We start from the raw sequence: 12,801 nt of genomic DNA, 5'->3' as shown, positions 1-12,801 counted from the left end.
AGCCATGCGCACTTTCGCCCGTGCCGCCCTGCTCATCGGCCTCGTCCTGGCGACGCCGGCGCTGGCGCAGAAGGCCTATGTCAGGCCCGATCTCGCCAGCGACGGCCAGCGCCTGGAAGAGCGGCTGAAGCGCGAGGTCGCCACCGGCCAGCGCCCCGTGGCGGTGCTGCTGCGCGACGGGCAGGCGGCGCTCGCGCGCGGCGACGGACGGGCGGCCCTGCCGCTGGCGAACGCCGCGGCGGTGGCCGATCCGGCCAATCCGGCGGGCTGGCGGCTGATGGCCCAGGCGGCGGGCGCGATCGAGCCGCGCGATTATCGCGAGCGCTGGGAGCTGCGCGAGCGGGCGATCTCGGCGGCCTACCTCGCCTATCAGCGGGCGAGCTCGCGGGCGGAGGAGGCGACCTCGCTCGGCGTGCTGGCGCGGGTCTTCCAGCGCAACGAGCTCTGGCGGCCGTCGCTGACCGCCTACCGGCTCAGCCTCGACCTGGTCGACAATGCCGCGCTACGCACCGATTACGAGGCGCTGCGGGCCGAGCGGGGCTTCCGCCTCACCGGCAACAAGGTCGATTCCGACGCGGCGAGCCCGCGTGCCTGTTTCGAGTTCTCCGAGCCGCTGGCGCGCGGCCGCGTCGATTTCGCGCCCTATGTCGCGATCACGGGCAAGGGCGATTTCGCGGTCACCGCCGAGGAGCGCCAGCTCTGCGTCGACGGGCTGCGCCATGGCGAGCGCTACGGCTTCGTCATCCGCCAGGGCGTCCCCTCGGCGATCCCGGGCGAAGCGCTGCTCAAGGCCGCCGATTACGAGGTCTATGTCCGCGACCGCGCGCCCTCCGTGCGCTTCACCGGCCGAAACTACGTGCTGCCCCGCACCGGCCAGCAGGGCATCCCGGTGGTCTCGGTCAACGCGCCGAGCCTTGACCTGACCGTGCTGCGCATCGGCGACCGCAACCTGATCGGCTCGATCCAGTCCGACGACTTCCTGACCCAGATCGGCAACTGGCGCGCCGGGCAGATCGCCTCCGAGAAGGGCCAGAAAGTCTGGTCCGGCACCATGGCGGTGAAATCCGAGCTCAACCGCGACGTCACCACCGCCTTCCCGGTGCTGGAGGCGGTCGGCCGGCTGCAGCCCGGCGTCTACGTCATGCTGGCGCGCCCGACCGGCACCGGCACGCCGGCGGCCGAGGGCGAGGAGGGTTTCGAGGACGGCAGCAGCCGCGCCACGCAATGGTTCGTCGTCTCCGATCTCGGCCTGACCTCCTTCTCCGGCCCGGACGGCGTGCATGTGCTGGTGCGCTCGCTCGCCGACGCCGCGCCCGTGGCCGATGCCGAGCTGCGCCTGCTGGCGCGCAACAACGAAGTGCTCGCCACCGCCCGTACCGACCGCAACGGCCATGCCCGCTTCGACGCGGCGCTGGCCAAGGGGCAGGGCGGCGAGGCGCCGGGGCTGGTCACCGTCTCCCGGGGCGAGGATTACGGCTTCCTCGACCTGCGCCAGACCGCCTTCGACCTTTCCGACCGCGGCGTGAAGGGCCGCGTCGCGCCGGTGGGGCTCGACGCCTATCTCTACACCGAACGCGGCGTCTACCGCTCGGGCGAGACGGTGTTCCTGACCACGCTGCTGCGCGACGCCAAGGGCGCGGCCGTCACCGGCCTGCCGCTGACGCTGGTGGTGAAGCGGCCGGACGGCGTCGAATATCGCCGCCGGCAGGTCGAGGACCAGGGCGCCGGCGGCCGGGCCGAGTCGATTCCGCTGCTCTCCAATTCCCAGCCGGGCACCTGGCGGGTGCAGGCCTATGCCGAGCCGAAGGGCCCGGCGATCGGCGAGGTCTCCTTCCTGGTCGAGGACTATGTGCCCGAGCGGCTGGAGTTGACCCTGTCCTCGGCCAAGCCGGCGCTGCAGGCCGGCGAGCCGGCCGAGATCGCGGTCGCGGCGCGCTATCTCTACGGGGCGCCGGGGTCCGACCTGACCGTCACCGGCTCGATGACCGTGCGCGCCGCAGCCGAGAGCGCCATTCCCGGCTTCGCAGGCTATGCGGTCGGGCTGACCGACGAGGCTTTCGAGCCGCGCCAAACCGAATTCGAGGAGGCGGCCAAGACCGGGCCGGACGGCAAGGTGACCCTAGTCAATCCGGTGGCCGAGCCGGAGACGACCCGGCCGCTCGAGGCGGAGCTGACCATCCGCGTCGGCGAGGCCGGCGGCCGGGCGATCGCCCGCTCTCTGACCCTGCCGATCGTGCCCAAGGGCGCGGCGATCGGCGTGCGCAAGGCCTTCCGCGACGGCGAGATCGGCAACGGCCAGACCGCCGGCTTCGACGTGATCATGGCGCAGGGCGACGGTCGGCGCATCGCCCGCCAGGGGCTGAAATGGACGCTGTCCAAGGTCAACCGCACCTATCAATGGTTCTACCAGGACGGCAGCTGGAACTATGAGGGCGTGACGACGACGCGGCGCGTCGCCGATGGCGAGCTGGCTGTGTCCGAGGCCGAGCCGGCGCGCATCGCCATGCCGGTCGAGTGGGGCAATTACCGGCTCGACGTCACGGCCGACGGGGCCGAGGCGAGCGAAACGAGCGTCAGCTTCCGCGTCGGCTACGAGAGCGAGAAGACCGCCGACACGCCCGACGTGCTCGCGGTCGCGCTCGACAAGGCGGCCTATGCCGACGGCGAGACCATGCAGGTCAGGCTGTCGCCGCGCTTCGCCGGCAAGGCGACGCTGGCGGTGATGGGCGACGGCGTGCGCGAACTGCGCACCGTCGACGTGCCGGAGCAGGGCACCACGATCAGCCTGCCGGCCAAGGCCGAATGGGGCGCCGGCGCTTATCTGGTCGCGCTGCTGCACCGGCCGATGGACCAGAAGGCGCAGCGCATGCCCGGAAGGGCGATCGGCCTCGCCTGGTTCGGGGTCGGCAAGGAGGCGCGCTCGCTTGCCGTCGATCTCGGCACGCCGCCGCTGGTGCGGCCGCTCACGACGCTGTCGCTGCCGGTGAAAGTCACCGGCGCGCGGCCGGGCGAGGACGCCTTCGTCACGGTTGCCGCCGTCGATGTCGGCATCCTCAACCTGACGCGCTTCGAGAGCCCGGATCCGAGCCGCTTCTTCTTCGGCCAGCGCCAGCTCGGCCACGAGCTGCGCGACCTCTACGGCTATCTGATCGACGGCATGCAGGGCGTCCGCGGCACGATCCGCTCCGGCGGCGACGCGGCGCCCGAGCTCAGCGGCGACGCGCCGACGCAGGAGCCGCTGGCGCGCTATTCCGGCGTGGTCAAGCTCGGGCCGGACGGCACGGCCAGGATCGACATGGCGCTGCCGGCCTTCAACGGCAGCGTGCGCGTGATGGCCGTCGCCTGGACGGCCGGGCGCACCGGCCAGGCCAGCGCCGACGTGTTCGTGCGTGACCAGATCGTGGCGCAGGCGACGCTGCCGCGCTTCCTGGCGCTCGGCGACCAGTCGCGCTTCCATCTCCAGGTCGACAATGTCGAGGGGGCGGCAGGGACCTATCAGGTCGATCTCGACGTGCAGGGGCCGGTCGTGGTCGGCGCCGAGGCGACGCGCCGCGAGCTGACGCTGGCCGCCGGCGCCAAGGCGCAGATGACCATCCCGGTGACGGCGGCGGGCATCGGCCGCGCCAGCTTCGACGTGCGCGTCAGCGGCCCCAACGGCGTCGGCACCGTGCAGAACCTCGCGGTCCGCGTGCAGCCCTCGACGCAGACCATCGCGCGGCGCGTGGTCCGCGCCCTGCCGGGCGGCGGCTCGCTGACGGTCTCTTCCGACCTGCTGGCCGATCTGGTGCCGGGCTCCGGCGCCGTTTCGGTCTCGGTCTCGCCGGTGGCGGCGCTCGACGTCCCGGCCATCCTCAAGGCGCTCGACCGCTACCCCTATGGCTGCACGGAGCAGACGATCAGCCGGGCCCTGCCGCTGCTGGTGGTGAACCGGCTGGCGAGCATGGAGAACCTGGCGCTGGACGGCAGCGCCGACGAGCGCGTCACCGCCGCGATCGAGCGCGTGCTGGCGCGCCAGGGCGGCAACGGCTCCTTCGGCCTGTGGAGCGTCGGCGGCGAGGATCTCTGGCTCGATGCCTTCGTCACCGACTTCCTGACGCGGGCCCGCGAGCGCCAGTTCGCCGTGCCGCAGACGGCCTTCGCCATGGCGCTCGACCGGCTGCGCAACGCCGTGGTCAACACAGGCGACATCGCGAAGGAGGACTCGGCCGGCATCGCCTATGCGCTCTATGTGCTGGCCCGCAACGGCCGGCCGGTGATGGGCGATCTGCGCTATCTCGCCGACAACAAGCTCGACAGCTTCGCCTCGCCGCTGGCGCGGGCGCAGATCGGCGCGGCGCTGTCGCTGCTCGGCGACCGCACCCGCGGCAAGGCGGCCTTCGATTCGGCGGTGGTGGCGCTCGCCGCCGCGCGCGACGACGGGCTGTCGCGGCCGGATTACGGCTCGCGCCTGCGCGACGGCGCCGGGCTGATGACGCTGGTGGCCGAGAGCGAGGGCGATCGCGGCGTGCTGATGCGCGCCAGCGAGATCGTGCAGGGCGCGCGCGCCGATGCGCGCTTCACCTCGACGCAGGAGAACCTCTGGATGGCGATGGCCGCCGCCGCGGTGGCACGCGAGGCGGAGGGCATGGTGCTCACCGTCGACGGCGCCGAGCGCAAGGGCGCCTTCTACCGCACGGTGAGCGCGCCGGCGCTGGAGGCCAAGCCGCTGGTGATCGCCAATCCCGGCACGGCGGCGGCGAGCGCGGTGGTGACGGTCTCCGGCATCCCGACCGTGCCCGAGCCGCCGCTGGCGCAGGGCTTCGCGCTGGAGCGGACCATCTTCACCATGAAGGGCGAGCGGGTCGATCCATCCCGCCTGCAGCAGAACGAGCGCTATGTCGTGGCGCTCAAGGCCAGCGAGCCGGCGGCGCGCTATGGCCGGCTGCTGCTGGTCGATCCCGTGCCGGCCGGGCTCGAGATCGAGAACGCCAAGCTGACCGAGGGCGCCTCGGTCGAAGGGCTCGACTGGCTGAAGCAGGAGGTCTCGCCGGTGCATACCGAGGCGCGCGACGACCGCTTCGTCGCCGCCTTCGAGCGCGATGGCGGCAAGAACCAGCCGCTGTCCTTCACGGTCGCCTATATCGCGCGGGCGGTGACGCCCGGGCGCTATGTCCATCCGGCGGCGGTGATCGAGGACATGTACCGGCCCGACCGCTTCGGCCGGACCGGCTTCGGCACCGTGGACGTCGCCCCGGCACGCTGAGCATGGACGCCGCGCGCGACCGGGCGGAGGCGGACGAGGCGGGACCGGTGCGCCGGCGCCGCCGGCTTCGCCTCGCCGGTTTCGCCGTCACGGCGCTGCTGGGACTGGGCGCGGCGGGAGCGGGTGGCGTCGCCTGGTATGCGGCGAGCCTGCCGCCGCTTGATCTCGCGGCCGGCTCGCAGCGCTCGACCGTGGTGCTCGACCGCGAGGGCCGGCTGCTGCGGCCATTCCTGACAGGCGATGGCCGCTGGAAGCTGCCGGTCGGCGTCGACGACGTCGATCCGCGATATCTCGCCATGCTCAAGGCCTATGAGGACGGCCGCTTCGACAGCCATCCCGGGGTCGATCCGCTCGGCATCCTGCGCGCCGCCGGGCAGATGCTCGCCAATGGCCGCATCGTCTCCGGCGGCTCGACGCTGACCATGCAGGTGGCGCGGCTGCTGGAGCCGCGCGAGGAGCGCTCTTTGCGCGCCAAGCTGCGCCAGGCGGTGCGGGCGCTCGGCCTCGAAAGGCGGCTGGCCAAGCGCGACATCCTCGACCTCTATCTGGCGCTGGCGCCCTTCGGCGGCAATCTCGAAGGGGTGCGGGCGGCGAGCTTCGCCTGGTTCGGCAAGGAGCCGGCGCGGCTTTCGACCGCCGAGGCGGCGCTGCTCGTCGCCTTGCCGCAATCGCCGGAGCTGCGCCGGCCCGACCGCTTCCCCGAAGCGGCGCGGCGGGCGCGCGACCGCGTGCTGGCGCGCGCGGCGGCCGAGGGCGTGCTGACGCAGGCCGAGGTCGCCGCCGCACGCGAGGAGCCGATCCCGCAGGCGCGGCGGCCGTTCCCGAACCTCGCCCCGCACGCCGCCGAGCGCGCGGTCGCCGAGGCGCCCGGCCTCGCGCGCCACCAGCTCGCCATCGACGGGCGCTGGCAGGCCGCGCTCGAGCAACTGGCGCGCGAGCGCAGCAGCGGGCTGGGACCGCAGCTCTCGATCGCGATCCTGGTCGCCGACAACGAGACCGGCGAGATCCGGGCTTCCGTCGGCGGCGTCGACTATTTCGCCGCCGAGCGGGCGGGCTCGCTCGACCTGACGCGGGCGCTGCGCTCGCCCGGCTCGGCGCTGAAGCCCTTCATCTACGCGCTCGCCTTCGACAATGGCCTCGCCCATCCCGAGACGATGCTCGAGGACCGGCCGATGCGCTACGGGCTCTATGTCCCGGAGAATTTCGACCTCGGCTTCCAGGGCATGGTCAGCGCCCGCAAGGCGCTGCAGCTCTCGCTCAACCTGCCGGCGGTCGACCTGCTCTCGGCGCTCGGGCCGCAGCGCTTCCTGTCGCGGCTGCGGGATGCCGGCGCCGGAATCGCCCTGCCGAAGGATAGCGGCGCGCCCGGCCTCGCCATCGGCCTGGGCGGCGTCGGCATCACGCTCGCCGACCTGACGCAGCTCTATGTTGGGCTGGCGCGCGGCGGCGAGGTCGTGCCGCTCAGGATGAAGCCGGAGAGCGCGACCCCCGATGCCGTCGGCGGCCGCGAGAGCATGCGCCTGGTCGAGCCGGTCGCCGCTTGGTACGTCGCCGACACGCTGCTCGGCGCGCCGCCGCCGCTCAACGCGCCGCCCGGGCGCATCGCCTACAAGACCGGCACCTCCTATGGCTATCGCGACGGCTGGGCCGTCGGCTTCGACCGCCGCCACACGATCGGCGTTTGGGTCGGGCGGGCCGACAATGGTGCGGTGCCGGGGCTGGTCGGGCGCGTCGTCGCGGCGCCGATCCTGTTCGACGCCTTCGCCCGCATCGGGCTCGACCTGCGGCCCTTCCCGCGGCCTGCCGGAGCGATCATGGCGAGCAGCGCCGCCCTGCCGCCGCCGCTCCGGCATCTGCGCCAGGACGTGCCGAAGACCGTGGCGGCGCTGGCGACGCCGGCGCTGCGGCTGGCCTTCCCGCCCGAGGGCGCGCGTATCGACCTCGCCTCCGCCGGGGCCGGCCGGCCGCAACTGGCGCTCAAGGTCACCGGCGGCGTCGCGCCCTTCACCTGGCTGGTCGACGGCGCGCCGGTGATGGACGCGATCAGGCGGCGCGAGACCAATTGGCAGCCGCCGGTCAAGGGCTTCGTGCGGATCTCGGTGATCGATGCGGCCGGTGCCAGCGAAAGCGTCTCGGTCAGGCTCCAGTAACGCGAAACCCCGCCATGGGCTGCATGGCGGGGCTTGTCGTCGGGAGCGTCGCCGCGGGCTCTATTCCGCCGGCTGCGGATGGGCGTCCGTGACGGGAACGCTGCGCGCGGCCTGCCGGCTGCGCGAGAGGTAGCTGTAGGCCACCGGCACGACATAGAGCGTGAGCAGCGTGCCGAAGGTCATGCCGCCGACTATGACCCAGCCGATCTGCGAGCGGCTCTCGGCGCCGGCGCCGCTGGCCAGCGCCAGCGGGACGGCGCCCAGCACCATGGCGCCGGTGGTCATCAGGATCGGCCGCAGGCGCAGCTCCGCGGCATCGACCAGCGCGTCGATCATCTCGCGGCCCTCCTCGCGGAGCTGGTTGGTGAACTCCAGGATCAGGATGCCGTGCTTGGTGATCAGGCCGACCAGCGTGATCAGGCCGATCTGGCTGTAGACGTTGAGCGTGCCGCCGGTGAAATACAGCGCCGCGAGCGCGCCCGTCAGCGAGAGCGGCACCGAGACCATGATCACGATCGGGTCGACGAAGCTCTCGAACTGGGCCGAGAGCACCAGATAGATGAAGCCCAGCGCCAGCAGGAAGACCAGCAGGATCGAGGAACCGGACTGCTTGAACTCGCGGCTCTGGCCGGAATAGTCGACCTGGTAGCTCGCCGGCAGGACGCGGGCCGCGGCCTGTTCCAGGACGTTGAGCGCGTCGCCCAGCGAATAGCCGGGGCCGGGCACCGCGGTGATCGTCGCCGAGCGCATCTGGTTGAAGCGGATCAGCTCCTTGGGCGCGACGTTCTCCTCGACGTGCACCAGGCTGGAGAGCTGCACCACCGTGCCACCGCGGCCCATCAGGTAGATGGATTGCAGCGCCTGCGGCGTGTTGCGGTCCTGCCCCGCCACCTGCAGCATCACGTCGTACTGCTCCCCGTTCATGTTGAAGCGGGTGACCTGGCGGCCGCCGAGCAGGGTCTCCATGGTGCGGCCGATCACGTCGACGCCGACGCCGAGATCGGCGGCGCGCTGGCGGTCGATCGAGACCTTGATCTGCGGCTTGTCGAGGATGAGGTTGGTCTCGATATTGGTCAGGGCGGGATTGCCCTGCACCTCGGCGATCAGCCGGTCGACGTTCTGCTTGATCTCGGCATAGGATTCAGAGGAGCGCAGCACGAACTCCACCGGCTTGCTGTTGGCGCCGCCCTGGCCGAGCGAGGGCGGGTTGGTGGCGAACAGGCGGATGCCGGGGATCTGGGACAGGTCCTTGTTGATGTCGGCGACCAGCTGCTGCTGCTTGCGGTGGCGCTGCTCCCAGGGCTTCAGGCGGGCGAAGGCGATGGCGCGCGTCACGTCCGGGAAGCCGACGATGACCAGATAGGTCTCGACCTCGGGAATCTTGCTGAAATAATCCTCGACGCGCCGGGCATAGTCGGCGGTGAAGCTCATGGTCGCGCCCTCGGGCGCCACGCCGATCGCGGTGATCGTGCCGCGATCCTCGACCGGGGCGAGCTCGGAGCGCAGCCCGGTGAAGAACACATAGGAGCTGCCGGCGACGGCGAGCGCGATCAGCACGACCAGCGGCCGCACCGAGAGCGCGAAGCGCAGCGAGCGGCGATAGCCGGAGGCGAGCGCGTCGAAGAAGCGCTCCAGCGCGTTGTAGAGCCAGTTGTGCTTCTTGTCGTGGCGCAGCAGCTTGGCGCACATCATCGGCGTCAGCGTCAGCGCGACGAAGCCCGAGACCAGCACGGCGCCGGCGAGCGTCAGGGCGAACTCGATGAAGAGCTTGCCGGTGCGCCCGGTCGAGAAGGCCATCGGCGCGTAGACCGCGACCAGCGTCAGCGTCATCGCCACGACCGCGAAGGCGATCTCGTTGATGCCCTTGATCGCGGCCTGGGTCGGCGCCATCCCCTCCTCGATATGGCGGTGGATGTTCTCCAGCACGACGATGGCGTCGTCGACCACCAGGCCGATCGCCAGCACCATGGAGAGCAGGGTCAGCGTGTTGACCGTGAAGCCCATCGCATACATCAGCGCGAAGGCGCCGATCAGCGAGACGGGGATGGTGACGAGCGGGATCAGCGTGGCGCGGAAGGAACGCAGGAAGACGAAGATGATCAGCACCACCAGCACGATCGCCTCGGCGATGGTGGTGTAGACCGCCTTGATCGAGCGATCGATGAAGATCGAGGTGTCGTAGGAGGTGGCGATCGACATGCCGTCGGGCAGGTCCTCGCGGATGCCGGGCAGGGCCTGCTGCACGCCGGAGGAGACGTCGAGCGGGTTGGCGACGGCCTGCTTGACGATGCCGATGGTGACCGAGGGCGCGCCGCGGAACCAGGCGGCGTTGCGCTCCTCGCGGGCGCCGAGCTCGACGCGGGCGACGTCGCGCATCTTCACCGGGAAGCCGTTGACGTCCTTGACCGTGACCTGCTCGAACTGCTCGGGCGTGTTGAGGCTGGTCTGCGAGAGGACGGTGAATTCGCGGTCGTTGCTCTCGATGCGGCCGGAGGGGATCTCGACGTTCTGGGCGCGCAGCGCCGCCTCGATCTCCTGCACCGTGATCTGGTAGGCGGCCATGCGGGCGCGGTCGAGCCAGATGCGCATGGCGTATTGGCGCTGGCCGAGGATGCGGACCTCGGCGACGCCGGTGATGTTCTGGACGCGGTCGGCGATGAAGCGGTCGGCGAAGTCGGTCAGCTCCAGCGGCGAGTGCCGCGAGCTGGTCAGCGACAGATACATGATCGGCTGCGCGTCGGCCTCGACCTTGGCGATGATCGGCTCGTCGATCTCGTCGGGCAGGCGGCCGCGCACGCGGCTGACGCGGTCGCGCACGTCGGAGGCGGCGACGTCGGGGTCGACGTCCGGGCGGAAGCGCACCGAGATCTGGCTGCGCTCCTGCCGGCTGGTCGAAGTGATGATCTCGATGCCCTCGATGCCGGCGATGGAGTTCTCGAGGATCTGGGTGACCTGGGTCTCGATGATCTCGGCGCTGGCGCCGCGATAGGAGGTCTGCACCGAGACGATCGGCTCGTCGATATTGGGATATTCGCGCACCGTCAGGCGCGTATAGGAGACGAAGCCGACCAGGATGACGAGCAGGCTGAGGACGGTCGAGAGGACCGGCCTGCGGATGAAGAGCTCGAACAGGCTCATCGCACGGCGCCCGGCAGCGCGCTGGTCTGCACGACGGTCTTCTCCTTGATCGAGACGGTGGAGCCGTCGCGCAGGCGCATCTGGCCGGCGGTGACGATCTGCATGCCGGGCTTCAGGCCCTTGACCACCTCGACCTTGCCGGGAAGCCGCTTGCCGAGCTCGACCTGGACGCGCCTGGCCTTGCCGTCCTCGACCACGAAGACGACCTTGCTCATGCCGTCGGGCACGACTGCGGTCTCGGGCACCAGCAGCGCCTCGTGGCGCTGGTCGACCACCACGGTGACGCGGGCGAACAGGCCGGGCCTCAGCACGAGGTCGCCATTGGGAACGGTGGCGCGCAGGCGGACGGCGCGGCCGTTGACGTCGACCACCGGGTCGATGGCGAAGACCGTGCCGGTGAAGGGCCGGTCGGGGATGGCGTCGACGCGCAGCTGGATCTGCTGGCCGGTGCGCACCCGGGTCAGGAAGATCTCCGGCACGCGGAAATCGACCTTGATCGGGTCGATATTGGTCAGGGTGATCAGCGGCTTGCCGACCGAGACGAAATCGCCGACGCCGACCGAGCGCAGGCCGACCACGCCGTTGAACGGCGCCTTGATGGTGGCGAAGGCGAGCTTGGCCTGGGCGAGCTGCAGCCGCGCCTCCTGCGAGGCGAGCTGGGCGGTGGCCTGCTCCAGCGCCACCTGCGTGCCGGCGCCGCGCTTCACCAGCGAGGTGTTGCGCTCATAGGTGTCGCGGGCGAGCGAGACGTCCGCCTTGGCCTGCGCCAGCTCGGCGTCGAGGATGGCGGTGTCGAGCATGACCAGCGGCTGGTCCTTCTTGACCCGGTCGCCCTCCTTGAAGCCGAGTGCGGTGACGCGGCCGGCGATCTCGGGCGCGATCACCACCGACTCGTCGGCGGCGAGGGTGCCGAGCGCCTCGACCTCCTCGTCGACGCTGGCGACCTCGATGCTGCCGACCTCGACCGGCACGGCCGGGGCGCGGGCGGCACCGCCCGGCGCCTGGGCCTGCTGCTGGGAGGCCTTGGTCTGGTACCTGAAGCCGTAATACCCGCCGGCCGCCAGTCCAGCGATCAGGATGAGGAGAAGAAAACGCTTCATGAGGCGGGACGCTCCGGTAGGTCGGACCTGATTTAGACTGGGCGGTACGATTTGATAAGCGAGCTTGTGGGCGGAAGGAGGGCCGTAGCGGCATCCCCGGTACGCCAACGGACCTCGCCGCGACAAGCAAAGCCGATGCCGGGCCGGCCGGATGCGGTCCCGCGCCGGGCGGATGGGGCCGGCACCGGCCTGGCACCGGCCTGGCGCGGGCCTTACGTAAGGCGATCACGATCCGGTGATCCGCCTCGGCGCCGCCGCTGCCGACGCCGCGTCACCGGGCTGTCATCTGCGGCCGCTACCGCTCCCGCCGTCACGACGGGAGAGCCGGCATGCTGCGGATCGAAGGTTTGACCAAGCGGTTCGGCGGTAATGTGGCCGTCGATGGCGTCAGCCTGTCGATTCCGCGCGGCGAGATGGTCGGGGTGATCGGCCGCTCGGGCGCCGGCAAGTCGACGCTGCTGCGCATGCTCAACCGGCTGAGCGAGCCGAGCGAGGGCCGCATCTTCAGCGGCGCGCGCGAGGTCACGGCGCTGAAGGGGGCGGCGCTGCGCGGCTGGCGCCGCGACACGGCGATGATCTTCCAGCAGTTCAACCTGGTCGGGCGCCTCGACGTGCTGACCAATGTCCTGCTCGGCCGGCTGAACCACCGCGCGGCGGCGCTGACACTGGTCAGGAGCTTCTCGCAGGACGACAAGATCCGCGCCATAGCGGCACTGGAACGTCTCGACATGGGGCACCTGCTGGCCCAGCGCGCCGAGACCCTGTCGGGCGGGCAGCAGCAGCGCGTCGCCATCGCGCGCGCCCTGGTCCAGGAGCCGGCGATCATCCTCGCCGACGAGCCGATCGCCTCGCTCGACCCGCGCAACACCCAGGTCGTGATGGACGCGCTGTTCCGCATCAACCGCGAGGACGGCATCACCGTGATCAGCAACCTGCACCATCTCGATATCGCGTCGAAATACTGCGACCGGCTGATCGGCATGGCCGGCGGCAAGGTGGTGTTCGACGGCCCGCCGCACGCGCTGACCAAGGCGGTGGCGGCCGATCTCTACGGAATCGAGGCCAGGGACGCCGGCGCCGACGCGCTGGAGGCGCTGGACGAGATCGCGACCTCGGAAGCGAGGCGCGCCAGGCAGAGCGTCGCCTGAGCGGATCCGCGCGACCGCGGGCG

Annotated in this window: 5 protein-coding genes; 3 read left to right on the top strand and 2 right to left on the bottom strand. The window is 71.3% G+C overall.

The window, feature by feature from the left end:
* Positions 1–4: 4 nt before the first annotated feature.
* Together ABE438_RS06500 and pbpC are read left to right on the top strand one after the other, a co-directional pair.
* Positions 5–5,242 carry an alpha-2-macroglobulin family protein gene (locus ABE438_RS06500; protein ID WP_346501724.1) on the top strand — a complete coding sequence of 1,746 codons (5,238 nt, stop codon included), beginning with the start codon at positions 5–7 and terminating at the stop codon, positions 5,240–5,242.
* A gap of 2 nt (positions 5,243–5,244) precedes the next feature.
* On the top strand, positions 5,245–7,392 hold the full coding sequence (gene pbpC, locus ABE438_RS06495; protein WP_346501723.1) for a penicillin-binding protein 1C: 2,148 nt from the start codon (positions 5,245–5,247) through the stop codon (positions 7,390–7,392).
* A 60-nt stretch (positions 7,393–7,452) separates the two neighbouring features.
* Here pbpC and ABE438_RS06490 read toward each other — a convergent pair whose 3' ends face one another.
* Both ABE438_RS06490 and ABE438_RS06485 read right to left on the bottom strand, forming a co-directional pair.
* A complete protein-coding gene (locus ABE438_RS06490; RefSeq protein ID WP_346501722.1) occupies positions 7,453–10,530 on the bottom strand; it encodes an efflux RND transporter permease subunit in 3,078 nt (1,025 codons plus the stop codon).
* On the bottom strand, positions 10,527–11,630 hold the full coding sequence (locus ABE438_RS06485; protein WP_346501721.1) for an efflux RND transporter periplasmic adaptor subunit: 1,104 nt from the start codon (positions 11,628–11,630) through the stop codon (positions 10,527–10,529). The genes ABE438_RS06490 and ABE438_RS06485 overlap by 4 nt, the downstream gene beginning before the upstream one ends.
* A gap of 329 nt (positions 11,631–11,959) precedes the next feature.
* Here ABE438_RS06485 and phnC point away from each other — a divergent pair, with 329 nt between their 5' ends.
* Entirely contained in the window at positions 11,960–12,778 is an 819-nt protein-coding gene (phnC, locus tag ABE438_RS06480) for a phosphonate ABC transporter ATP-binding protein (protein WP_346501720.1), read from the top strand.
* The last annotated feature ends 23 nt before the right edge of the window (positions 12,779–12,801 follow it).

The organism is Allobosea sp. TWI1241, from assembly GCF_039673065.1.
Lineage (GTDB): Bacteria > Pseudomonadota > Alphaproteobacteria > Rhizobiales > Beijerinckiaceae > Allobosea.
Note: the sequence above shows the minus strand (reverse complement) of the source record. Positions and strands in the feature narration are given on the sequence as shown.